21 protein-coding genes are annotated in these 23,046 nt (G+C 76.5%); 13 read left to right on the forward strand and 8 right to left on the reverse strand.

Annotation, left to right across the window (positions count from 1 at the left end; translation table 11 throughout):
• Positions 1–83: 83 nt before the first annotated feature.
• Entirely contained in the window at positions 84–434 is a 351-nt protein-coding gene (locus DMP15_RS20260) for an ArsR/SmtB family transcription factor (protein ID WP_301549196.1), read from the reverse strand.
• An 86-nt stretch (positions 435–520) separates the two neighbouring features.
• Between DMP15_RS20260 and mgtA the strand changes: the two genes are divergently transcribed.
• Both mgtA and tatA read left to right on the forward strand, forming a co-directional pair.
• Positions 521–3,256: a magnesium-translocating P-type ATPase gene (gene mgtA, locus DMP15_RS20265; RefSeq protein WP_337826306.1), complete on the forward strand. Its 2,736-nt coding sequence runs from the start codon at positions 521–523 to the stop codon at positions 3,254–3,256.
• Complete coding sequence (gene tatA, locus DMP15_RS20270) at positions 3,253–3,501, forward strand: twin-arginine translocase TatA/TatE family subunit (RefSeq protein ID WP_073573933.1); 249 nt, start codon at positions 3,253–3,255, stop codon at positions 3,499–3,501. Before mgtA ends, tatA begins: the two co-directional genes overlap by 4 nt.
• 45 nt (positions 3,502–3,546) lie before the next feature.
• On the opposite strand, the gene DMP15_RS20275 is transcribed toward tatA, so the two are convergent.
• From DMP15_RS20275 to DMP15_RS20285, 3 genes are all read right to left on the reverse strand, one after another.
• On the reverse strand, positions 3,547–4,191 hold the full coding sequence (locus DMP15_RS20275) for a vitamin K epoxide reductase family protein (RefSeq protein ID WP_337826307.1): 645 nt from the start codon (positions 4,189–4,191) through the stop codon (positions 3,547–3,549).
• Positions 4,188–4,835: a DsbA family protein gene (locus tag DMP15_RS20280; RefSeq protein WP_062402120.1), complete on the reverse strand. Its 648-nt coding sequence runs from the start codon at positions 4,833–4,835 to the stop codon at positions 4,188–4,190. The genes DMP15_RS20275 and DMP15_RS20280 overlap by 4 nt, the downstream gene beginning before the upstream one ends.
• Before the next feature lie 82 nt (positions 4,836–4,917).
• Positions 4,918–5,247, reverse strand: coding sequence for a hypothetical protein (locus tag DMP15_RS20285; RefSeq protein WP_073573934.1), 330 nt, complete (start codon positions 5,245–5,247; stop codon positions 4,918–4,920).
• 164 nt (positions 5,248–5,411) lie between these two features.
• Between DMP15_RS20285 and DMP15_RS20290 the strand changes: the two genes are divergently transcribed.
• Entirely contained in the window at positions 5,412–5,912 is a 501-nt protein-coding gene (locus tag DMP15_RS20290; RefSeq protein ID WP_073573935.1) for a cupin domain-containing protein, read from the forward strand.
• Here the strand turns inward: DMP15_RS20290 and DMP15_RS20295 are convergent.
• The 4 genes from DMP15_RS20295 to DMP15_RS20310 all read right to left on the reverse strand — a co-directional run bounded on the left by DMP15_RS20295 (position 5,905) and on the right by DMP15_RS20310 (position 10,675).
• Positions 5,905–6,582 carry a response regulator transcription factor gene (locus tag DMP15_RS20295; RefSeq protein WP_304580018.1) on the reverse strand — a complete coding sequence of 226 codons (678 nt, stop codon included), beginning with the start codon at positions 6,580–6,582 and terminating at the stop codon, positions 5,905–5,907. The genes DMP15_RS20290 and DMP15_RS20295 overlap by 8 nt on opposite strands.
• Positions 6,579–7,886 carry a sensor histidine kinase gene (locus DMP15_RS20300; RefSeq protein ID WP_202417238.1) on the reverse strand — a complete coding sequence of 436 codons (1,308 nt, stop codon included), beginning with the start codon at positions 7,884–7,886 and terminating at the stop codon, positions 6,579–6,581. Before DMP15_RS20300 ends, DMP15_RS20295 begins: the two co-directional genes overlap by 4 nt.
• Entirely contained in the window at positions 7,883–9,295 is a 1,413-nt protein-coding gene (locus DMP15_RS20305; RefSeq protein ID WP_139282670.1) for a heparan-alpha-glucosaminide N-acetyltransferase domain-containing protein, read from the reverse strand. Before DMP15_RS20305 ends, DMP15_RS20300 begins: the two co-directional genes overlap by 4 nt.
• Positions 9,296–9,544: 249 nt before the next feature.
• Complete coding sequence (locus DMP15_RS20310) at positions 9,545–10,675, reverse strand: hypothetical protein (protein WP_139282671.1); 1,131 nt, start codon at positions 10,673–10,675, stop codon at positions 9,545–9,547.
• Between the two features lie 1,065 nt (positions 10,676–11,740).
• Between DMP15_RS20310 and DMP15_RS20315 the strand changes: the two genes are divergently transcribed.
• From DMP15_RS20315 to DMP15_RS20360, 10 genes are all read left to right on the forward strand, one after another.
• Positions 11,741–12,721: a tetratricopeptide repeat protein gene (locus tag DMP15_RS20315; protein WP_337826308.1), complete on the forward strand. Its 981-nt coding sequence runs from the start codon at positions 11,741–11,743 to the stop codon at positions 12,719–12,721.
• Positions 12,722–12,839: 118 nt separating this feature from the next.
• Entirely contained in the window at positions 12,840–13,577 is a 738-nt protein-coding gene (locus tag DMP15_RS20320; RefSeq protein WP_100880943.1) for an SDR family NAD(P)-dependent oxidoreductase, read from the forward strand.
• A gap of 23 nt (positions 13,578–13,600) precedes the next feature.
• Positions 13,601–14,407 carry an enoyl-CoA hydratase/isomerase family protein gene (locus DMP15_RS20325; protein WP_100880219.1) on the forward strand — a complete coding sequence of 269 codons (807 nt, stop codon included), beginning with the start codon at positions 13,601–13,603 and terminating at the stop codon, positions 14,405–14,407.
• A gap of 53 nt (positions 14,408–14,460) precedes the next feature.
• Positions 14,461–17,322 carry an FAD-binding and (Fe-S)-binding domain-containing protein gene (locus tag DMP15_RS20330; protein ID WP_337826309.1) on the forward strand — a complete coding sequence of 954 codons (2,862 nt, stop codon included), beginning with the start codon at positions 14,461–14,463 and terminating at the stop codon, positions 17,320–17,322.
• 121 nt (positions 17,323–17,443) lie between these two features.
• Positions 17,444–17,848 carry a hypothetical protein gene (locus DMP15_RS20335; RefSeq protein WP_073573941.1) on the forward strand — a complete coding sequence of 135 codons (405 nt, stop codon included), beginning with the start codon at positions 17,444–17,446 and terminating at the stop codon, positions 17,846–17,848.
• Between the two features lie 181 nt (positions 17,849–18,029).
• Positions 18,030–19,532, forward strand: a complete 1,503-nt coding sequence (locus DMP15_RS20340; protein ID WP_301549194.1) for an APC family permease — start codon at positions 18,030–18,032, stop codon at positions 19,530–19,532.
• Between the two features lie 47 nt (positions 19,533–19,579).
• Entirely contained in the window at positions 19,580–20,278 is a 699-nt protein-coding gene (locus DMP15_RS20345) for a response regulator transcription factor (protein WP_374210246.1), read from the forward strand.
• Complete coding sequence (locus DMP15_RS20350; protein ID WP_100880217.1) at positions 20,275–21,570, forward strand: sensor histidine kinase; 1,296 nt, start codon at positions 20,275–20,277, stop codon at positions 21,568–21,570. The genes DMP15_RS20345 and DMP15_RS20350 overlap by 4 nt, the downstream gene beginning before the upstream one ends.
• Positions 21,571–21,654: 84 nt before the next feature.
• Positions 21,655–22,023, forward strand: coding sequence for a hypothetical protein (locus DMP15_RS20355; RefSeq protein WP_139282673.1), 369 nt, complete (start codon positions 21,655–21,657; stop codon positions 22,021–22,023).
• Between the two features lie 111 nt (positions 22,024–22,134).
• Positions 22,135–22,896: a hypothetical protein gene (locus tag DMP15_RS20360; RefSeq protein ID WP_157818531.1), complete on the forward strand. Its 762-nt coding sequence runs from the start codon at positions 22,135–22,137 to the stop codon at positions 22,894–22,896.
• Positions 22,897–23,046 lie beyond the last annotated feature (150 nt).

The following is a 23,046-nucleotide window of genomic DNA, read 5'->3' on the forward strand; positions in this document are numbered from 1 at the left end:
AGCCGGCGGGACGCCGGGGACACGGGGTGCCCCGGCCCGGTCCGGACGCGGACGGTCCGGGGGCACCGGGCCCGGCGGCGGCGTCACGCGATCCCCCGCCCGCGGACGGCGCCCGGCTCACGCCTGCGGTCCTGCGCGGCCACCACGGTCCGGACCACCTCGACCACGCCGGCGTCGGCGATGACGTAGATCTGGTGGCGGCCCTCGCGGCGGGCACGGACCAGCCCGGCGAGCTTGAGCTTCGCCAGGTGCTGGCTCACCGTCGCCACCGGCTGGCCGAGGGTCGTCGCGAGGGTGCCGACGTCGCGCGGGCCGTCGGCGAGCAGCCAGACGATCTGCAGCCGCGAGGTCGCGGCGAGCATCCCGAACGCCGCGGCCGCGTCTGCCAGCAGCTCGGGGTCGAGGGGCTGCGGGTCCTCGGGGGCGGTCTCCACCGGGCCTCCAGACAGTTGCGTCACTTACGCAACTGTTACCGTACCGGGCGGCGCCGGGCGCGGTGCCGGGGACCGGAGGGGCACCGTTGGACCGGACGATCGGGCGCGACGGTGCCGCGGCGCGGCCACCGCCCCCGCCGGCCGATCCGCCCGTCACGCCCGGCGGGCCCGCACTGCGGCACTGGGCGGGCGCCGACGCGTTCGCGCTGCTCCGGGGCCTGGAGTCCGCGCGCCGCGGACTGTGCGAGGACACCGCCGCACTGCGCCTGCACGCCCACGGTGACAACGCCACCGATGCCGTCCGGCGCCCGGGCGCGGCCGTGTGGGCCCGCCGCGCGCTCGCCGGCCCGTTCTCCGGCCTGATGACCGTGCTCGGGGTGCTGCTCGCCGTCGCGGGCAGCCCCGGCAGCGCGACGCTGGTGCTCGTCGTCGCCGCGCTCGGCGTCGGGCTGCGCCTGTGGCACGCCGCCCGCAGCGACCGGCTGTCGCGGGAGCTGCGCGCGCACGCCGCGACCACCGTGACGGTCCGCCGCCGCCCGGCGCCCGGGACCGCACCGCGGGACAGCGAGGTGCCGCCGGAGGACCTGGTGCCCGGCGACGTCGTGCTGCTCGGCGCGGGCGACCCCGTCCCGGCCGACGCGCGGCTGCTGCACGCCCGGGACCTGCTGGTCGACCAGTCGTCGCTGTCCGGGGAGCTGCTGCCGGTGACGAAGGCGCCCCCGTCGTCGCGGGAGCCGCGCCCGGCGCCGCGGCGACGGCCGTCGCGGGCAGGGACCGACGACCGCCCGCTCACCGCGCTCCCGGCGCTGCTGTTCGCCGGGAGCACCGTGGTCCGCGGCACCGCGACGGCGGTCGTGCTGGCCACCGGGGCGCACACCCACACCGAGGAGCTGGCCGGGCGCGGCCGCCGTCCCCGTCCGGAGTCCGAGGTGGACCGGGGACTGCGGTCGGTGCGGCGGGCGCTGGTGCGCTGCATGCTGCTCGCGGCGCCGCTGGTGCTGCTGGTGAACGTCGAGGTGTCCGGTGACGTGCGGCAGGCGCTGCTGTTCGCCGTCGTCGTGACGGTCGGCCTGGCCCCGGAGCTGCTGCCGTTGATCGTCGGGACCACGCTGCTGCGCGGCGCGGCCCGGCTGCGCGAGTCCGGGGTACTGGTGACCCGCCCGGAGGCCATCCACGACCTCGGCTCGATCGACGTCGCCTGCCTGGACAAGACCGGCACGCTCACGGAGGACCGGGTGGTGTTCACCCACTCCGTCGACGTCGACGGCCGCCCCGACCCCGCCCCGGCCGACGCGGCCGCGGTCGCGGTGCGCTTCCAGACCACCCCGCGCGACGGCCTCGACGACGCCGTGTCCGCCGCCGACCGGGACGGGTCGGCGCTGCTGGCCCACGGCCTGCTCACCCGGGTCGAGGAGCTGCCGTTCGACCACTCCCGGCGGCGCTCGGCGATGGTGCTGCGCGACGCGCACGACCCCGGTGAGCTGGTGATCGTGCGGGGCGACCCGGACACCGTGCTCCCCCGCTGCACCCGGGTCGCCCGCGACGGCGGGGCCGTGGAGCTGACCGCGTCGCTGCGGACCGCGGCCGCCGACGCCGCGGCCGGGCACCGCGCGACCGGGCTGCGGGTCGTCGCCGTCGCCACCCGCCGGACGCCGCTGCTGCGTCCGCTCGGCGCCGGTGACGACGACGACCCCGAGCGCGACCTGCTGCTGCTGGGCTTCGTCGGGATGGTCGACCCGGTGCGGGAGTCCGCGGCCCGCGCGGTGGAGCGCTTCGCCGAGCAGGGCGTCGCGGTGAAGGTCCTGACCGGCGACGACACCGCCGTCGCCGAGCAGGTGTGCGCGCGGGCCGGGATCGCCGTCACCGGGGTGCTCGACGGCGCCGGGCTCGACGCACTCAACGACGTCGCGCTGGCCCGAGCGGTGGCGCGCACCACCCTGTTCACCCGGCTCGGGCCGTTGCAGAAGGAGCGGGTCGTCGCCGCACTGCAGGCCCGCGGGCACACCGTCGGGTTCCTCGGCGACGGCCTCAACGACGTCGGCGCGCTGCGGATCGCCGACGTCGGGATCGGCGTCGACGGGGCGGTGCCCGCCGCCCGGGCGGCCGCGGACATCGTGCTGGCCGACCGCAGCCCCGACGTCGTCGTCTCCGCGGTCGAGGAGGGCAGGCGGACCCTGGGCCGCGCCACCCGCTACCTGACCGTGACCGCGGCGCTGAACGTCGGCAACGCCCTGTCGGTGCTGGTCGCCTCGGCGGTGCTGCCGTTCCTGCCGCTGCTGCCCGCACAGCTGCTGCTGCAGGGCGTGCTGTTCGGGGTGGCCGCGCTGTCGCTGTCGTTCGACCGGGTCGAGCCGGGCTGGACGGCGCGGCCCCGGCGCTGGGACACCCGCGGGATGCTGTGGTGCATGGCGGTCCTCGGGCCGCTGGCCTCGGCGTTCGACCTGGTCACGTTCTGGGCGGTGTGGCGCTTCCTGGGCCTGGACACCCCGCAGGAGCAGGCGGTGTTCCAGGCCGTCTGGTTCATGGAGGGGGTGCTGTCCCAGGTACTGGTGCTGCTCCTGCTGCGGACGCGGGCCGGGCGCGCCGCCCGGCCGGTGGTGGCGACGGTGACGGCCGTGGTCCTGGCCGGGCTGGCGATGCCGTTCACCCCGCTCGCCCCCCTGTTCGGGATGGCGGCGCCACCGCCCGCGGTGTGGCCGCTGCTGGCCGCCGTCGTGCTGCCGTTCCTGTCGTGTGTGGCCGCGACGCGGCCGCTGTACCTGCGTCACGTGCTGGGGATCCGCGCCGCGGACTCCCGGCAGGAGAAGGAGAGGATCCGATGACCCCACCCGGACCGACCCAGCTGCTCGTCGTCCTGCTGGTCGTCGTGCTGCTGTTCGGCGCGAAGAAGCTGCCCGACCTGGCCCGCTCGGTGGGCCGGTCCACCCGCATCCTGAAGTCCGAGCTGGGCGGGACCCCCGACGACGGCGCGGCCCGCTCCGAGGACCGGGCCCTCGAGGAGCGGCCCGCCGGGGAGCCGGCGGCCCGGGAGCGGGTCGCGGAGGAACGGACCACCGGCGAGCGCTGACCGTCGCGGGGCCGGGGACGCACGTCCCCGGCCCCGCGGGCCGGTTCAGAGCAGCGAGGACCAGTAGGTCCAGAAACGCTGCAGGATCAGCCCGACGACCACCAGGAACCACAGCACCACCGGCACCGCGTGGTAGCCGGTGAGCCGGGCGTGCAGCGCACGCGCGCCGCCGCCGAGGGCGTCCAGGGTCGCGAGCAGCGCGTACCAGAAGATCGGGATCGTCACGGCCCACACGACCATGCAGTACGGGCAGAGCGCGCCGATCCGGTACAGGCTCTGGACGATGAGGTAGTGCACGAAGAGGACGCCGAGCGCGGACCCGGCCGTCAGCCCCACCCACCACCAGCGCGGGAAGCGGGCCCCGGCCAGCAGGGCCGCACCCGTCGTCACCACGACCGCGAACGCCCCGATCCCGAGCAGCGGGTTCGGGAACCCGAAGAACGCCGCCTGCGGGGTCGTCATGACCGACCCGCAGGACAGCACCGGGTTGATGCTGCACGACGGCGTGTAGGCCGGGTCGATCAACAGCTCGATACGCTCGACGGTCAGCGTGAACGCCGAGATCAGCCCCAGCACGCCGCCGACGACGAGCAGCCACGGCAGGAACCGCGGTACCGGCCCCGGCACGGCCGGGGCGCCGGTGGTGACACGGGAGAACTCCTCGGTCCGCGCCGTGGAGGGGACGCTCACCGGTTCACCGCGGCGTCGAGGGCGTCGGTGATGTCCTGCACCGAGCGGAGCTGCACCTTCTCACCGTTGACGAAGATCGTCGGGGTGCCCTCGACGCCCGCGGCGAGCCCGGCGTCCTTGTCGGCCTGGATCTTCGCGGCGGTCGCCGGGTCGGCGACGGCGGCGTCGTAGGCGTTCAGGTCGAGGCCGAGATCCTGGGCGTAGCCGCGGAACACCGTCGCCGCGTCCGGGGACTCGGACCAGTCGCGCTGGGTCTGGAACAGGCGCTCGTACATCGGGTGGAACGCGCCCTGGGCGCGGGCGGCCTCGCCGGCGAGCGCGGCGGCCTCGGCGTTCTGGTGCATCGGCAGCGGGAAGTTGCGGAACACGAACTGCACGCGGTCGCCGTACTGCTGCACCAGCTGGTCCATGATCGGCTGGACCTGGCCACAGGCGGGGCACTGGAAGTCGGCGAATTCGACCAGGGTGGCCGAGGCGTTCGGGGCGTCGTTGAGGCGGGCGGCGTCGGCGGTGACGAGGCTGTCGGGCGCACCGGCGGCGGCGCCGGTCTCCGGGGTGCCGGGTCGCGTCGCGAACAGCAGCGCGGCCACGATCAGCGCGAACGCGCCGACGACGGCCAGGGAGATCTTGACGTTGCGGGTCATCGGGAGTCTTCCTCCACGGGGCCCGGCGCGGTGGCCGGGTCGGAACGGGTGCGGGGACGCGGTGGCGGGGTGACCGCACGCCTCAGTTGCGGTCCACGCAGAGGTGTTCCACCGGCGACGGCGCGCACAGCGTCCGTTCCGGTGCGGCGGGCGGCGCGGTGCCGGTGTGCCCGGCCGCCAGGACGGCGACCACGGCGACCGGCAGCAGCGACGGGGCGGGCACGTCGTCGTCGCGGCGGGGGGCCTGCTCGCAGTCCCCTGCGTGCATCAGCGTGAGCGGGTGCTGCGAGCAGTCCGAGCCGACGACGACCGCCGGGGCGGCGCCGTGGGCGCCCGGGGCGGTCGCGACGGCGGGGCCCGCGCACAGCACCAGGGCCAGGACCAGCAACGCCATCGGGGCGAGGACGCGCACGTGCTCACCCCACCTCTCCGCTCCGACCACGGCCGGACGCCTCCGGCAGCGCCCACGACGATACCGAGGGGCCCTCGCCGCCCCGGTGCTCCCCCACGGCCCGCGCGGGTGGCGACCGGCCGCCGCGCCGGGACGCCCGGTCGCCGGACCGCTACGTTCGGTGCGTGAGCTTCCCCGAGCCCGGCGCGGTGTGGCGCCCCGCCACGACCACCGAACGCGCCGTGACCTCCCCGACCGGCTCGTGGACCCGGTTCGCCGCACCCGGCGCGGAGGTCGGTGGCGGGTTCGGGCTGTTCGAGTCGTGGATCCCGGCGGATTCCCCCGGTGCGCTGCCGCACCTGCACACCGGGTTCACCGAGAGCTTCTACGTCCTCGACGGTGCACTGCGGGTCATGACCGGCGACACCTGGACCGAAGCCGGGCCGGGCGACCTGGTGCACGTCCCGCACCGGGGGGTGCACGCGTTCCGCACCGGCCCGGACAGCGACGCGCGGTTCCTCATCCTGTTCGTGCCCGGCGCACCGCGGGAGCGCTACTTCCGGGGGCTGGCGGAGTTCGCGGCGCGGGCGACCCCGCCGTCGGCGGAGGAGGTCGACGCGTTCGCGCTGACCTGCGACCAGGTCAACCTGCGCGACCACCCCGGCTTCACCACGCCGCTCAGCTGACCAGGCCGGCCCGGAACGCCAGTGCGACGAGCTGTACCCGGTCACGCGACTGCGTCTTGGCGAGCAGGTGTCCGATGTGGGTCTTCACCGTCGCCTCGGAGACGACGAGGTCGGCCCGGATCTCGGCGTTGGACCGGCCGTTGCCGACGAGCACGAGCACCTCCCGCTCCCGCGGGGTCAGGTCGGCGAGCGCGGCGACGGCGTCCACCGACGGCTCCGCGGCGGCCGGCTCGGGTGCGGTGAGCAGCGGCCGGGTGGCGCGCAGCAGCCGCCGGGTGGAGACGGGGTCGACGACCGAGTCGCCGCGGTGCACGGTGCGGACGGCCTCGATCAGGTCCTGCGGGGACACGTCCTTGAGCAGGAAGCCGCTGGCACCGGCGGCGATGGCCTCGGTGACGGACTCGTCGAGGTCGAAGGTGGTGAGCACCAGGACCCGCACCCCCGGGTGCTCGGCCACGACCCGGCGGGTGGCGGCGATGCCGTCGAGGCGGGGCATCCGTACGTCCATCAGCACGACGTCGACCTCGGTGCGGTCCAGCTCGGCGAGCGCGGCCTCGCCGTCACCGGCCTGGACGACGACGGCGAGATCGTCACACGAGTCGAGCACCATCGCGAAGCCGGTGCGGACCAGCTCCTGGTCGTCGACGAGCATCAGTCGTACGGGATTCACCGTTCTCCTCGAGCCGGGGGTGTGAGGGGCAGGCGCAGCCGGACCGTCCAGCCGCCGTCGGCGTGTGGACCGGCCTCGACCGAGCCGCCGTGCAGGGCGGCGCGCTCCCGCATGCCGGTCAGGCCGTGGCCGCCGCGCGGTGGGGTGGGGACGGGGCCGCGGGCTCCCTCGTCGTGGACGCGCACGGTCAGCTCGTCGGTGGTCCACCGCAGGTCGACGTGGGTGGGCACGCCGGGCCCGGCGTGCTTGATGACGTTGGTCAGCGATTCCTGCACGATCCGGTAGACGGTCAGGCCGGGACCGGTCGGGAGCTCCCGCGGGGTGCCGATGGTCCGCAGGTCGACCGGCAGCCCGCCGGTGCGGACCTGCTCGACGAGTGCGGGGACGTCGCCGGCGCCGGGCTGCGGACGCGCCGGGTCGGTGTCGGTGTCGTCGTCCGGGCCGGTGTCGCGCAGCATCGACAGCAGCCCGCGGACGTCGGACAGCGCGGACCGGCCCGTCGACGCGATGCCGGAGAGCACCTCGACGGCCTTCGCCGGGTCGCGCTGCGCGGCGAACTGGCCGCCGTCGGCCTGGGCGATGATCCCGGACAACGAGTGGGCGACGACGTCGTGCACCTCGCGGGAGATCCGCGACCGCTCGGCCAGCAGCTCGAGGCGGACCTCCTGGCGGCGGGCCTCCTGCAGCAGCCGGTTGCGTTCGCGCAGGTCCAGGGTGCGGCGGTGGGCGGCACGGCGCAGCGACCCGAGCAGCCACACCAGCAGCGGGACCGTCGCCATCGCGCCGAACAGGGCCAGTACCACCAGCGGGGTCATGTCCGGGGAGGCGAACAGCGCCGCGGGACCGCGCGCCACGAACGGTCCGAACACCCCGACCGTGAGCACGACCAGCGCCAGCCAGCCGGCCCAGCGGGGCCCGTAGGCCACGGCCGAGTACCCCATGACCAGCGACGGCAGCAGGAACGCGGCCATCGTGCCGGGCAGCGCGAAGGAGCAGACCAGTGCGACGACCGCGGTCGCGATCGCGGCGGGCATCGGGTACACGCGGCGCAGCGGCACCGGAAGTGCCGCCAGCACCGAGACGACGAGCGCCTCGATCCGCATGTCCGAGCGGACACCCTTGCCCTCGAGGGTCCAGCTGACCGCGACCCAGATGAGCAGCGCGGCCAGCACGGCGTCGACGACGACGGGGTTGCGCCGCCCGAGGGCCACGGCCCGCTCGACCAGCGTGGGTGCCTCCGACGGGCTCGACCGGAGTGCGGGCAGGCGACGCAGGGAGTCCCGCATCCGGGTCGCGATGCTCATCGTGCCTCCTCCCGCGCCGGGTCCGATGATCCCCGGTACCCGATCGTGTCGGGCGCGCGGCCCGTCGTGCCGTTCTGCATGTCCCGAGCCTCCCGCGCGGCGGACCCGCCGGGCATCGGAGCGGGGTCCGATCCCCGGTCTCCGACCGTGGGCGGAGAACCGGCCGCGCGCACGGAGACGCTGTGCACCAGTGCCTCCAGCGGACCGCGCCCGACGAGCCCGCGCCAGGCCCACGCGGAGGCCACGGCCAGGCCCGCGACCAGCGCCGTCGCCGCCCACGGCGCGGTCTGCGGCCACTCGCCGAGCGAGGCGAGCAGCGCGATGTGCCCGGCGTAGAGGGTCAGCGCGAGCGCGCCGGTCACCGTGAGCGGGGCGAGCAGACGGCCCCCGTACCGGGCGGCGAGCAGGCACAGGCCGAGCACGGCGACCGCGACCCCGGCGGCACCGACGACGTCGAACGGGCTGCCGCTGTGCGGGGTCGCGGCGAGCAGCCAGGCGGGCGTGGTGGTGGCGACCGTGCCCAGGGCGCTGCCGCCGAGCAGCTGCAGCGCGAGCTCGGCGGGGACACCGAGCCGGTCGGCGACGGGCGCGACCGACGCGAGGAGCGCGTCGCGGCCGCCCAGGACGTCCAGCGCCAGCCAGGACCCGCCGTAGCCGAGCACCGCGCCGGCGGCCCCGCCGGCGAGCAGCCGGGTGCCAGCCGTACGCAGGTCGAGCCTGCCGACCGCCACCCCGAGCAGCAGGAACGGCATCCAGGTCAGGACCGGGTAGGCGCCGCTGAGCAGCACCGTGTCGAGCGCGTGCACGAGCCCGGCGGCCGAGGTGAGGTCGGACAGGTGCACGGTCGCGCCGAGCACCGTCTGCCCGCCGGCGTCGGTCGGTGACCCGAACCGGGCGCGCAGCACCCATGACAGCAGCGGCCCGGCGACCGCCCAGACCGCGGCGGCGACCGCCAGCGCCCGGGCCGGGGCGAACAGCACCGGCAGGAGCAGCCAGAACAGCACCCCGTAGACGACGAGGATGACCATCGGCCCGCTGCTGATCTCGGCCAGGAGCAGCCCGAGGACCACCAGGAGCAGTCCGCGGACCGCGATCCGGCGGCGCAGCCACACCCGGTTCCGCGCGGTCGGCGCGGCGAGGACGGGCGCGGCCATCAGGGCCAGCGACACCCCGCCGAGCACCGCGAACAGCACCGCCGCGCGCCCGTTCACCGCCTGGACCGGCCAGGACGACCCCGCGGCGACGGCGACGTGCGCGACGATCATGCCGAGCACGGCGAGGCCGCGGGCGGCGTCGACACCGGCCACCCGGGCGCGCCCGGGACGGTGCCGGCCGCGCGGCCACGACCCGCTGCCCGGTCCGGCAGGTGGCGCCGACGGTGGGACGGGGGCCCGGTCTGTCGTAGTCATGCCGCAACGGTGCGGGCCGGGGCGCCCCGGGCGCGTCGGAGCGGGGAACGATCTGCGCTGTCCGACCACGGTCCTAGGGCCGCCCTCGTGGGCGACCCCTCCTCCGTGATGGTCGTCGCGCCCGGTCACTGTGCGCCGGCTGCACCGGCAGGCCCTGCGCACCGCCGCGGGCACACCGCCGTCCCGCGGGAACAAGTGCCGGCGGCGGGCCGAGTCGCCCGCCGCCGCACGTCCGTCGGCCCTCCGGACTCAGGATCCTGATGGGGTCGTGGTGCCGCGGCCGCCGGTGCTGCCGCTGTCGACGCCGCCGCCGGTCCTGTTGTCGCCGTCCCTGCCGCCGCCGTCCCTGCCGCGGCTGTCGACGTTGCCCGCCTGCGGGGTGCCGGTCGACGGGCCGCCGCTGCCCGCGCCCTCGTCCGGCCCGGTGCCGGTCGCGTCCGGGGCACCGTTCCCGGTACCCGGGCCGGATCCCGACCCCGATCCCGGTGCGGTGCCCGGACCCGAGGTGGGACCGGATCCCGCCGTGGGCTCGGGACCCGGCGCGGTGCCGGGTCCCGCGCCGCCGTCGGAGGGCTGACCCGCGCCGGAGCCGCCGGGGTCCGACGGGCTCGTGCCCGCACCGGGTGTGACGGGCCCGCCCGGGTCCGAACCGCCCGGTGGGGTGCCGGGCGACCCCGGGGGCGCACCCCCGGCCGGGGCGCCGGGCTCTGCCGGGACGGTCCCGGAACCGCCGGGCGCCGGAGCGACCGGGCTACCCGGGCCGCCCGGGGCCGCAGGGCCGCCCGGGGCCGGTGCATCCGGTGCCTGCGGAGCGGCGGGTGCCGCCGGGGTACGGCCGACGCCCGGCGCCGGGCGCGGTGCCGTGGGATCGGCCCGCCGCTCCCCCGGCCCCGCGGACGGGCCCGGGCGGGACGCGCGGTCGGTGTCCGGGTCGGTCCGGCGCGGCTCCGGCGACACGGCCCGGTCGCGCTCCCCGGCCCCGGAGGAGCCCTCGGGCACCGGGACGAGAGGAGCCGGGGCCCCCGGGAGGCCGGCGGTCACCCCGTCCGGGCGGGTCACCGCGGTCGGGTCGGTCGTGCCGGGCCAGCCTGCGCCGTCGCTCTGCCGGGAGGCCAGCGCGACCGCGCCCGCGGCCGCGCCGGCGGCCGCGAGCAGCGACCCGACCAGCACCACGGCCGTGAGCCGGGGGATCGGGCGCGGCGTGACCGCGGGGACACCGTGCAGGGTCGGGTCGGGGTCGGTCGTGGGTGGCCGGGGCGGGATCGCGTCGGGAGGTGGGACGGCCGTCGCCACGGTCGCGCCCGTCCCGGTGCTGTCCGGCGCGGCGGCCGCCGATGCCTCGCTCCCGGTCGACGGGATCGGGTCCGGGTCGGCGGGCACCGTCGTCCCGCTGTCCGGTCCCGTGGAACCGCCGCCCGATCCGGTGGAGCCGCTGCCCGGTCCCGTGGAGCCGCTGCCCGATCCGGTGGAGCCGCTGTCCGGCGCCGTCGGCCGGCTGTCCGCCGTGGGGGAACCGCTGCCCGGCACCGGGGGATCCGTCGTCGCGACGCCCGGGGGCGCACCGTCCGGCACGACGGCACCCGACGGTGGGGCACCCGGGTGCTCCACGTCCGGATCCGGCGCCTGCGGGCCCGGGTCGACGGACCCCGGCGCGGTGGCCGGGCGGGCCGGCGTCGGCACTGCGGACATCGGATGCGCGGACGCCGGGTCGTCGGCGTCGGGTGCGAGGGCGTCCGGCGCTGCGGCGTCCGGCGCCGGGCCTGCCGAAGCGAAGGTCGCCGGGTCCGGGGTTGCCGGGGCCGGCGTTGCGGCGCCCGGGGCCGCGGACACCGGGTCGGCAGGGGCCGGAGCACCGGGCACCGCCCGGGGTCGCGTCCCTCCCGCCCCGAAGGCCTCGGTGCCCGGAGGACCGGGCTCGTCCGCGGGCGGTGCGACGGGTGGCGCCACCCCCAGGAACGGCGAGGTCGGCCGCAGCGGGGGCCGCGGAGGCGGCGGCCGGGACGGTCGGCGCGCGGGCCGTCCCGCTGGGTCTCCGGTGGCGGGGTCGGCGCCGGTGTCTCGACGCCTCACCGCCCCTGCGTCGTCCGCGACCTCACCATCGGTGTGGTCGGCGTCCCCCTGCCCCGACACGAGGCCCCCTCTCCGCACGGCGTGCGCGCGATTGTCGAGCCCCCGGACACCGCACTCCAGGCCCCGCGACGGACGTGCACCCGTCCGGGGGCGTGGACCGCACGGCCGGGTGACCCCGTCCGGACGGGCCCGCCGACCTCGGACCGTCGGTACGCCTCCTGCGACGCACAGTGATCGGTAAGGGTGGCCTTCGCGTCGGATGCTCGTTCGGAGCGCGCGATACCGCCGGTTACAGGTACGTTCGGTCACGACTCAGTGGGCCGTCCGGGTGAGTCCGGACGGTTCGTCGCGGTGAGGAGGGGAGGTCGGGTGTCCGTGGCCGACCGGCGAGTGACCGTCCCGCACCACGGTGCGGAGCGGTCGACGACCGCCGACCCTCTGCGCGAGGCCCTGCGCTCCCGTCACGACCGCGCCGCGACCGACGTGCGCGCCGCGGGACGCAGCGGCGACATGCCCGCGCTGCTGGACGCGACCCGTCGCGTCCAGCAGGTCCTCACCACCGCCCGTCGCGACCTCGGCCCGGACGACGCCGACACGCTCGTCGCCGAGGGGAGCCTCGCCGTCGCGCTGCTGCTGGGCTACGACCGTACCGGCGGGCTGGAGATCGCCACCCGCAACCTCGCTGCCCGCGAGGCGCTGCTGGGCCCGGACCACCCGGCGTCGCTCGCGGCCGCCGACGCCCTGGCCGCGGCCCACCGGGTGACCGGCGACGCCGAGGAGGCGGTCCGCCGGCACGAGGACGTGATCACCCGGCGGGCGCGGGTGCTCGGCGGGACCCACCCCTGCACGATCGCGTCCCGGGCCGCGCTGGCGCTCGCCCGTGCCGACACCGGCGACCTGCGCGGCGCGGCCGGCCTGCTCGCCGCCACGCTCGAGATCGCCGAGCGGGTGCTCGGCGCCGGGCACGCGGTGACCGACGACGTGCGGGAGCTGCTCACCGACTGCCGCGCCGCGGCCGACTCCGCGGGACACGTCACGGCACCCACCACGGCGACCACCGATGGTCCCGCCGTGCGACCGGCCGCGGGGCCCACCGCCGGTCCCACCGCCGGTCCCGCCGTGCGGCCCGCCGGGGACCCCGCCGACGGACCCGAGCCGCCCACGGGCGTCCTGCCGCGGATGCGCCCGCCGTCCGAGGAGCCCGAGCCACCGACCGGCGTCCTCCCGCGGATGCGTCGTCCGCGCCGGGACGCCGAGCCCACGACCGGGGTCCTCCCCCGGACCCCCGACCCGCGCGAGGAGACCCTCCCGCTGTTCTTCGACCGGCCCTCCGGCCCGCTGCCCGTGGTGCGCTGACCCGGCCCGGCGTCACGGACCCGCCGGCGAAGATTGACCAAGGGGGCCGGTGTCGTCATCGTGGGCGGGGTCCGACACCGGTGTCGGCGACCAGGAGGTGGACCGGCCCGTGGGCAGGATGGACGACCGGACGGTGCTCGTCACCGGGGCCGGGCGCGGCATCGGCCGCGCCACCGCACTGCGGCTCGCCGGGGAGGGCGCCCGGGTCGCGGTGACCGACCTCGACGGCGACACCGCCGCCGCGACCGCCGCGGAGCTGGGCGGGGCCGGGACCGCGTACGCCCTCGACGTCGCCGACCCCGACGCCGTGCGCGACACCGTCGAGCGGGTCCGCGGCGACCTCGGCCGGATCGACGTGCTGATCAACAACGCCGGCTGGGACAAGGTCGGCGCGTTCGTCGACTCCGACCCGGCCGACTGGGACCGGATCGTGCGGATCAACCTGTTCGGGGTGCTGCACACCGCGCACGCCGTCGTCCCGCACCTGATCGCGCAGGGGTCCGGGACGGTGGTGAACCTCGCCTCCGAGGCGGGCCGCGTCGGGTCCAGCGGCGAGGCGGTCTACTCCGCCGCCAAGGGCGGGGTCATCGCGTTCACCAAGACCCTCGCCCGCGAGGTCGCCCGGCACGGTGTCAACGTCAACTGCGTGTGCCCCGGGCCCACCGACACCGCGCTGTTCGCCGACGTCGTCGAGGGGAACGACCGGCTGCGCGACGCCCTGGTGAAGGCGATCCCGTTCCGCCGCCTGGCCCGCCCCGAGGACGTCGCCGCCACCGTCGCCTTCCTCGCCTCCCCCGACGCCGACTACCTCACCGGGCAGACCGTCAGCGTCAGCGGCGGCCTGTCCATGCTCTGACCGCAGCCCCCGGGAGGACCCCCATGACCCTCGACCCGAGCACCTACACCCAGCTGCGGTTCGAGCGCCGCGACGACGGCGTCCTGCTCATCACCATCGACAACCCGGCCAAGTACAACGCCGCCGACGAGGTCCTGCACGGCGAGCTCGCGCGGGTCTGGCGGGACGTGTCGTCCGACGCCGCCACCCGGGTCGCGGTGATCACCGGGGCCGGGAGGGCGTTCTCCGCGGGCGGGGACCTCGGCATGGTCGAGCGGATGGCCGGCGACCACGAGCGCGTCGCCCACATGCTCCGGGAGATGTCCGACCTGGTCTGGAACATCATCGACTGCGAGAAGCCGGTCGTGTCGGCGATCAACGGGGTCGCCGTCGGCGCCGGGGTGGTCGTCGCGCTGCTCGCCGACATCGCGATCGCCGCCGAGGACGCGAAGCTGGGCGACGGCCACGTGAAGCTCGGCGTCGCCGCCGGGGACCACGCCGCGATCATCTGGCCGCTGCTGGCCGGGATGGCGAAGGCCCGCTACTACCTGCTGACCGGCGAGATGGTCACCGGCGCCGAGGCCGAGCGGCTCGGGATGGTCGCCAAGGCGGTGCCGCGCGAGCAGGTCCTCGACGAGGCGCTGCGGGTCGCGCACGCCCTGGGCACCGGCTCCCAGCAGGCCATCCGGCTCACCAAGCGGGCGCTGAACTCGTGGCTGCGCAGCGCCGGACCGGCCTTCGAGCAGTCCGCCGCCTACGAGATGTTGACCTTCATGGGCCCCGACGTGGTGGAGGGCGCCGCCGCGCTGCGCGAGAAGCGTCCCCCGAACTTCCCCTCGGCACGGGGCTGACCCTGGGGCAGGGTGGGTGCACGCGCGTCCCACCACACGCCAGGAGCACCACCGTGACCCTCACCGGATCGCCCGCGGAGACACCGCCCACCGACCCGGCAGGCCGCCCGGCCCTGCACGCCCTGCACGACCGGCTCGCCGCCGCGGTCCGGCCCGCCGCCGTCGCCACCCGGGCGATCGACCGGCTCCGGATGGCGCACGACGCGTCGCACTTCGCCCGCACCCCGGCCGCGGTGGTGACGGCATCGAGCGCCGCCGAGGTCGCCGCGCTGTTCCGCGCCGCGGGCGGGGTGCCGGTGACCTTCCGCTCCGGCGGGACGAGCCTGTCCGGCCAGGCCGTCACCGACGGCATCCTCGTCGACGTCCGCCGCCACTTCCGCGGCATCGAGATCGAGGGCGACGGCGCCCGGGTGCGGGTCGGGCCGGGCGCGACGGTGCGCTCGGTCAACACCCGCCTGGCCCGGTACGGCCGGATGCTCGGCCCGGACCCGGCCAGCGAGGTCGCCTGCACCCTCGGCGGGGTCGTCGCGAACAACTCCTCGGGCATGGCCTGCGGCACCGCCGCGAACAGCTACGCGCTGCTGGACTCCGTCGAGTTCGTCCTGCCCTCGGGCACCACGCTGGACACCGGTGCCCCCGGCGCCGACGACGAGCTGCGCGCCCGCGAGCCCCGGCTGTGGGCGGGTCTGGCGCGGCTGCGCGACCGGCTCCGCGGCGACGCGGCGCTGCGCACCGAGATCGAGCGCCAGTTCTCGCTGAAGAACACCATGGGCTACGGCCTGAACTCCTTCCTCGACCACCACGACCCGGTGCAGATCCTGGCCCGGCTGCTCGTCGGCTCGGAGGGGACGCTGGCGTTTCTCGCCTCGATCACCATGCGCACCGTCCCGGTGCTCGCCCACACCCGCACCGGGCTGCTGGTGTTCGACGACCTCGCCGCCGCCAACCGCGCGCTGCCCGGCCTGGTGGACTCGGGCGCGGCGACGATCGAGCTGCTGGACGCGACGTCGCTGCGGGTCGGACAGGGCGATGGGGCTGCGGTCGACGCCGTCCCCCTCCTCGGTTCGCTGACCGTCGACGAGCACGCCGCGTTCCTCGTGGAGTACCGCGGGCACACCGTCGAGGAGGTCACCCAGCTCGCCGGGGACGCCTCCGGGCTGATCTCCGGGCTGCCGCTGCGGGGCCCGCGGGAGCTGTCCGCGGACCCGGTCGCGAAGGCCGGGCTGTGGACGCTGCGCAAGGCGCTCTACGCCAAGGTCGCCGGCGCCCGCCCGCCGGGCACCGCGGCGCTGCTGGAGGACGTCGCCGTACCCGTCCCGGACCTGCTCGCGACCTGCGAGGGCCTGATCGCGCTGTTCGCGAAGCACGACTACGACCACGCCGTGATCTTCGGGCACGCCAAGGACGGCAACGTCCACTTCATGCTCACCGAGGACCTCGACGACTCGGGCACGGCGGGCGGCCGGGACCGCTTCGGCCGGTTCACCGACGACATGGTCGACCTCGTGCTGGCCCACGGCGGGACGCTCAAGGCCGAGCACGGCACCGGCCGGATGATGTCGCCCTTCGTCCGCCGCCAGTACGGCGACGAGCTCTACGAGGTCATGCGGGAGATCAAGCGGCTCTGCGACCCGCAGGGGATCCTCTCCCCCGGCGTCGTCCTCGACGACGACCCGACCGCGCACCTGGCCGGACTCAAGTCCGCCCCGGCAGTCGAGTCCGAGGTGGACCGCTGCGTGGAGTGCGGGTTCTGCGAGCCGGTCTGCCCCAGCCGTGACCTGACCACCACCCCGCGGCAGCGGATCGTGCTGCGCCGCGAGATGGCCGCCGCCCGGGCCGCGGGCGACGAGGCCCTGCTCGCCGAGCTGGAGGCCGACTACGCCTACGACGGCGTCGACACCTGCGCCGTCGACGGCATGTGCGGCACCGCCTGCCCGGTCTTGATCAACACCGGCGACCTGGTGCGACGGCTGCGCGGCGAACGCGACCACGGCGCCGCGGGCGCGGGCTGGACCCTCGCGGCGAAGCACTGGGGCGCCACCACCCGGGCCGCCGGGCTGGCCCTCACCGTCGCGCGGGCCGTACCCGGCGCCGCACCCGTCTCGGCCGCGCTGCGCCGGGTCGCCGACCGCGAGCAGGTCCCGCAGTGGAGCCCCGACCTGCCCCGTGGCGGCGGGAACCGGGTCCCCGGCGGGCTCGTGTCCACCGACGCCGACCTCGTCCTGTTCTCCTCCTGTACCGGCGCCATGTTCGGCTCGGCGGGCACCGGCGCGGGCGAGGCGTTCGCCCGGCTCTGCGCGCGGGCGGGCCTGCGGGCGAGCGCACCCGCCGGCCTGGGGTCGCTGTGCTGCGGCACGCCGTGGAAGTCCAAGGGGCTCACCGAGGGCGCCGCGGCGATGGCCGAGCGGGTCCTCCCCGCGCTGTGGACGACGACCCGCGCCGGGGCGCTCCCGGTGGTGTCCGACGCGTCGTCGTGCACCGAGGGGCTGCGGGTGATGGTCGCGGCCGGGCCCGAGCGCTACCGCGGCCTGCGGGTCCTCGACGCCGTCGAATTCACCGCCGACCGGATCCTGCCCGCGCTCACCGTGCCCGCCCGGCTGGCCCGGCTCGTGCTGCACCCGACCTGTTCGGCCACCCAGCTCGGCCTGCTGGACCCGCTGCGGCGCCTGGCCGGGGCCGTCGCCGACGACGTCGTCGTCCCCGACTCGTGGAGCTGCTGCGGGTTCGCCGGGGACCGCGGGATGCTGCACCCGGAGCTGACCGCGGCGGCCACCGCACCGCAGGCCTGGGAGCTCGCCGGGGTCGACGCCGACGCCCACGCCTCCTGCAACAGGACCTGCGAGCTCGGCATGAGCCGTGCTACCGGGCGTGACTACGAGCACGTCCTGGAGGTGCTCGAACGGGTGACTCGATGAGCGATTCTCGTGATCCTGAGGCGTCTTTTTCGGTCAAGTCCTTGTTTAGACCCCCCGGGACCGGGGATGAATGTCCGTGATGCGCGTTCCGTCGGGGGTGACGCGCACCCGGAAGGAGTCCATGACCGTGACCGTGGTGACAGGTGGGGCCGCGGCGAACGCCGTGATGGCGGTCGTCCGGGTCGAGGCACCCGCGGGCGTCGAGGCGGACGTCGTGGAGGCAGAGCTGACCCGTGCCCTGTACACGCACCGCAAGCGTCCGATGACCGTCGAGCTGTCCCTGGCCGACGGCACCGGCCCCTGGCCGCGGCGCGGACCCGCCCGGTACGCCTTCGTCGCCGTGCTGACCATGTCCGGGTGCTCCGAGCCGGAGCGGCTCGCCGCCCGCATCGAGAAGACGGCCCGCAAGGCGATCCGGCGCCGTTTCGGCCGTCCGGCCACCGCCGAGGTCCGCACCGGGATCTCCGGCGCCGAGGCGGGCGCCTACTGGTTCAGCGTGCGGGGCACGCCGCACCGGCAGTGCTGACCCCCGCGGCGGGGTCGCGGCGTGAGACGGGCCACCGCTGTTTCCGTTCGGGCGCGCCCGTGCCGCATCCTGTGTGCCGCCGCCGGCCCGGGCGGGAGCCGACGAGACGGGGAACGACCACCGTGCTGACCATCCTCACCTCCGAGAACGGCGGTTGACCGCCGCCGCACCGCCTCCCCTCGTGGAGGCCGGCCCGAAGGGTCTCCGCACCGGAGCGCTGGGTCTGTGGGGCAACACCGTCATCGGGCTCGGCGCCACCGCGCCGGCCTACAGCCTGGCCGCGACGCTCGGCTACGTCGTCCTCGCCGTCGGCGAGAAGGCGCCCGCGATGTTCCTCGTCGCGTTCGTGCCGATGCTGTTCGTCGCCGTCGCCTACCGCGAGCTGAACCGCGCGGTGCCCGACTGCGGGACGACGTTCACCTGGGGCACCAAGGCCTTCGGGCCGTGGGTCGGGTGGATGGGCGGCTGGGGCGTCGCGGTGTCGGCGATCATCGTGCTGGCCAACGTGGCCGAGATCGCCGCCGTGTACACCCTGCGCGCGCTCGGGTTCGTCGCCGCCGCCGAGAACACGCTGGTCAAGGTCGGCGTCGGGGTGCTGTTCATCCTGGTCATGACCTGGGTCAGCCATCGCGGGATCGTGCTGTCCGAGCGGTTCCAGAACGCGCTGATCGTCTTCCAGATCGTGGTGCTCGCCGTCCTGGCCGCCGGGGCGCTGTGGCTCGTGTACTCCGGCGACGCCGGCCCGCAGGCCGTGCTGCCGAGCTGGAGCTGGTTCGACCCGACCGGGATCACCGGCTCCGCCGCCGCGCAGGCGCTGATCCTGTGCATCTTCGTGTACTGGGGCTGGGACGCCTGTCTGGCCGTCGGCGAGGAGACCCGCGGCTCGACGAGCACCCCCGGCCGGGCGGCGCTGCTGGCCACGGTGATCCTGCTGGCGATCTACGTCGTCGTCGCCGTCGCGTTGCAGTCCTACGCCGGGTTCGGCGCGACCGGGATCGGCCTGGCGAACCCCGAGCACTCCGAGGACGTGCTCACCCTGCTCGGCGCCCCGATGGGCGGCACGGTGCTCACCGCGGTGCTGCTGCTGACCGTCGCGGTGTCGGCGGCGTCGTCGACCCAGACCACAATCCTGCCCACCGCGCGCGGCGCGCTGGCGATGGCCGTCTACGGGGCGGTCCCGCGCCGCTTCGGCAGCGTCCACCCCCGCTACGCGACGCCCGGGTTCGCCACCGTCGTCATGGGGCTGTCCGCGGTGGTGTTCTACCTGGTGCTGGGACTGGTCAGCTCCGACGCGCTGCTCGACACCGTCGCCTCGCTCGGCCTGGCCGTGGCGTTCTACTACGGCATCACCGCCTTCGCCTGCGTCTGGTACTTCCGGCGCACCCTGCTCCGCTCGCCGCGCGACCTGCTGCTGCGCGGCCTGCTGCCGCTGCTCGGCGGCGTGGTCATGGTGTGGGCGTTCGTGCAGAGCTCGGTCGACATGCTCGACCCCGCCTACGGCGAGACCTCCTTCGGTCCGGTCGGCGGGGTGTTCGTGATCGGCGTCGGCATGATCGCGCTCGGTGTGCCGCTGATGCTGGCCTGCGCGGTGCGGCTGCGGCCGTTCTTCCGCGGCGAGACCCTCGACGAGGACACCCCGGTGCTCGTCCCGGAGACGGGGGAGCCGCCCTACGGCGGTTCCTAGGCCGCACGGGGTGCGCCGGCCCGGCCGGAGGGACGATGATCGGGCCGGTGAACGCCCGCATCCTGCTCGTCGAGGACGACCGCACGATCGGTGACGTCCTGCGCGGCAGCCTGACCGGGCACGGCTACGACGTCCGGTGGGAGCAGGCGGGCGGCCCGGCGCTCGCGGCGGCCGGGCACACCCCGTTCGACCTGGTCCTGCTCGACCTCGGGCTGCCCGACCTCGACGGCGTCGAGGTGTGCCGTCGGCTGCGCACGCTGCGCCCCGACGCGGTGCTGGTCGTGCTGACCGCCCGGACCGCGGAGATGGACGTGGTGCTCGGACTGGAGGCCGGCGCCGACGACTACCTGACCAAGCCGGTACGCCTGGCCGAGCTGCTCGCCCGGATCCGGGCGCACCTGCGGCGCGCCGGCGGCGACCGCACCGGGGACGTGCTGGAGGTCGGGGACCTGCGCGTCGACACCGGGGCGCGCCGCGCCACCGTCGCCGGGCGGGAGCTGGTCCTGCGCACCCGCGAGTTCGACCTGCTCGCCCGGCTCGCGACCGACCCGGGCACCGCGCTGAGCCGCGAGGTGCTGATGACCGACGTGTGGGACGCGCACTGGTTCGGCTCCACCAAGACCCTCGACGTGCACGTGGCCGCGGTGCGCCGCCACCTCGCCGCGCACGACGGCCCCCGGGTCCCGCTGATCACCACCCTGCGCGGGCACGGGTACCGCCTGGAGCTGCCCGGGGGCCTCCGGTGAGACGCCGCATCGTGCGCCTCACCCTCGTCGCGGTCGGGGTGACGCTGGTGCTGTTCGGGGTCCCGCTGGCCGTCGGGCTGGAGCGCTACACCGTCGCCCAGCAGCGCGAGTCGCTGCAGCGCATCGCGGACTTCGCCGCCCGCTCGGTCTACGACGACGTCGTCCACGACCGGGTCCCGGCCCGGCTGCCCGACGGCCGCGACGACGACACCGCCGTCGCGCTCTACGACTCCGACGGCGACCGCACCACCGGCGACGGCCCGCCGGAGGGCGACGAGGGCGTCGACCGGGTCCTGGACCGGGGTCTGTCGTCGTCCCCGCCGGGGCAGCTCGTCGCGGTGTCCCCGGTGACCGACGGCGACGACGTCGTCGGGGTGGTGCGCGCGGCCCGCCCGGCCTCGGCGGTGTGGTCCTCGCTCGTGCCGCTCTACCTCGGCATGGTCGCGCTGGCCGGGCTGGTGCTGGTCGCGGTGTGGGCGCTCGCGATGCGCCTGGCCGCGCACCTGTCGGCGCCGCTGGAGTCGATGGCCCGCGACGCGGCCCGGCTCGGCGAGGGCGACTTCGGGGTCCGTCCCGCGCCCACCGGCATCGGGGAGCTCGACCGTGTCGGGTCCGCGCTCGGCCACACCGCAGGCCGCCTCGACGACCTGCTGGCCCGCGAGCGGGCGTTCTCCGCGGAGGCCTCGCACCAGCTGCGGACGCCGCTGGCCGGGCTGCGGCTGCGGCTGGAGTCCGCGCTCGACGACCCGGCGCTGCTGCGGCCCGCGACCGTGGAGGACGGGCTGGCCTCGGTCGACCGGCTGGAGCGCACCATCGACGAGCTGCTGCTGCTCGCCCGCGAACGCAGCCGTGACGCCGTTCCGGTCGACCTCGCCCGGCTCTTCGACGAGGCGCAGGCCGAGTGGGGCGACCGGCTGTCCCGCGCCGGGCGGTCGTTCTCGGTGTCCCGCGACGGCGCCCTGCCCGATCCGCCCGCCTCCGCCGCGGCGGTCCGCCAGATCGTCGCCGCCCTGCTCGACAACGCCGTCCAGCACGGGGCCGGCGCGGTCGCGCTGACCGCGCGGGAGGCCGGGCCGGACGCCGTGGCCGTCGACGTCGCCGACGAGGGGCCCGGGGTGGCCGAGGAGGACCTGTCGGGCAGCGACGGCCGGCGCGGCCTCGGGGTCGCCCTCGCCCGGCGGCTCGCCGAGGCCGAGGGCGGACGGCTCACCGCCCGCCGGTCGCCGTCGGTGGTCACCCTGCTGCTGCCGCTGGAACCGGCCCGGGACGGCCGATCGCTTACCTCCTTCTAACCTCCACCTCATTCCCCGTGGCACACGGGCTCCCTACCGTCGGTACCGGACATGATCGACGACGGTCGGCACCGGGAGGCCCGCATGACCACGACGCCCGACCAGCGGATCCGCGACGCCCTCACCGCCGACCCGGTCCTGCGGACCCTCGGGTTCGACCACCGCTCCGTCGGGTCCGCGTCCCCGCCCGCGGGGCCGGGCATCGTGCTCGGCTGGTCCGGGCAGTGGGCGGCGTCGGGTTCGGCGGCGCTCGGCACGGTGGTCGTCGACGTCGTCGGCGTCGACGGACGCACCCGCACGGCGGTGCTGGCCCGGATCGAGGTCGTGCTGTCCGGGCTGCGCGACGGCCCCGTGCGACGGGTCGGGGCCGGGTCCCCCGCGGACGGTGTCACCGTGCTCGCCGGCACCGGCGAGCCCGCCGGCCGGACCGCAGCCGGCGCGACCGTCGGGTAGCGACCGGTCACCGCCCCCATCCGTGACGGGCCCGGCGGAACGGACACGACGGCGTATCCGCCCAGGTGGGGGGCCGTCACGGCGATCTTGACCTCGCGTACGGTGCGGCCCATGGCTTCCGACACGAGCAGGCCCACGGACGGCAGCACGGCGACCGGTACCCCGGAGACCGACGATGCGGCCGGCTCCGTCGCGACGGACCGGGCGACCGCCGACGGCCCCGCCACGACCGCCACCGACGCCGCCGACGGCGCGGCCACCGGCACGACGGCCACCGGCTCCACCACGGCGGGCTCCACCGTCACCGACGGCACCGCCACCGACGGCACCGCGACCGACGGCACCGCGACCGGCTCCGCCGCGACCGCGGGCGCGGCCACCGACGACTCCGCCACCACCGGCCGCGCCGCCCCCGTGCGCACCGCGGCCGCCACCCCCGCCGGGCCCCCGGCCGACACCGCCTCCGGCGGCGGCCTCGCCGGTGCGGGCGCCGTCGTCGCCGCGGGGCTCGGTCTCGCCTCGCTGACCGGCACCTCCGTCGGCGACATGCTGCGCGAGCGCGAGTCGCTCGTCGGGCAGATCCAGGCCGCGACCGGCAGCCCGGGCGACACCATCGAGTCCTTCTACGGCGCGCCCTGGGACGTCGCCGCCGTGGTCAACGGCGTCGTCGCGCTGGTCGCGGTCCTCGTCGGGCTCGTCCTGGTCCTCGGCCCGGCCGCCCGGCCCGCCGCGGGCGCCTGGGTCCGGCCGGTCGCCCTCGGCGGCCTGGTGCTCGGCGTCCTGGGGCTGCTGGTCTCCGGCGGCATGTACCTGGACCTGTTCGCCTCGACGCCGGTCCTCCCGCAGATGCCGGGCATCCCGGGCCTGGGCTGACCCGCCCCGGTCGGTGACCCGCGCCGGTCCCCGGACCCACCGCGGCACCGACCGGGTCACCCCGTTCACCCGCTCGATCGCTTCCGCTTCCGGTCGCCGCGGTCCCGTCCCTAGGTTCGGCGCAGGTCACCGCCCGGTGGCCCCGTCGCA

Source organism: Pseudonocardia sp. UM4_GMWB1, assembly GCF_017312155.1.
Taxonomy (GTDB): domain Bacteria; phylum Actinomycetota; class Actinomycetes; order Mycobacteriales; family Pseudonocardiaceae; genus Pseudonocardia; species Pseudonocardia alni.

What these genes read in the sequence shown, in the direction of transcription:
- tatA (WP_073573933.1), top strand. Translation starts at nt 3,253, where the DNA reads ATGACCCCACCCGGACCGACCCAGCTGCTCGTCGTCCTGCTGGTCGTC.
- DMP15_RS20280 (WP_062402120.1), bottom strand. Translation starts at nt 4,835, where the DNA reads ATGACCCGCAACGTCAAGATCTCCCTGGCCGTCGTCGGCGCGTTCGCG.
- DMP15_RS20300 (WP_202417238.1), bottom strand. Translation starts at nt 7,886, where the DNA reads ATGAGCATCGCGACCCGGATGCGGGACTCCCTGCGTCGCCTGCCCGCA.
- DMP15_RS20305 (WP_139282670.1), bottom strand. Translation starts at nt 9,295, where the DNA reads ATGACTACGACAGACCGGGCCCCCGTCCCACCGTCGGCGCCACCTGCC.
- DMP15_RS20320 (WP_100880943.1), top strand. Translation starts at nt 12,840, where the DNA reads ATGGACGACCGGACGGTGCTCGTCACCGGGGCCGGGCGCGGCATCGGC.
- DMP15_RS20325 (WP_100880219.1), top strand. Translation starts at nt 13,601, where the DNA reads ATGACCCTCGACCCGAGCACCTACACCCAGCTGCGGTTCGAGCGCCGC.
- DMP15_RS20335 (WP_073573941.1), top strand. Translation starts at nt 17,444, where the DNA reads ATGACCGTGACCGTGGTGACAGGTGGGGCCGCGGCGAACGCCGTGATG.
- DMP15_RS20355 (WP_139282673.1), top strand. Translation starts at nt 21,655, where the DNA reads ATGACCACGACGCCCGACCAGCGGATCCGCGACGCCCTCACCGCCGAC.
- DMP15_RS20360 (WP_157818531.1), top strand. Translation starts at nt 22,135, where the DNA reads ATGGCTTCCGACACGAGCAGGCCCACGGACGGCAGCACGGCGACCGGT.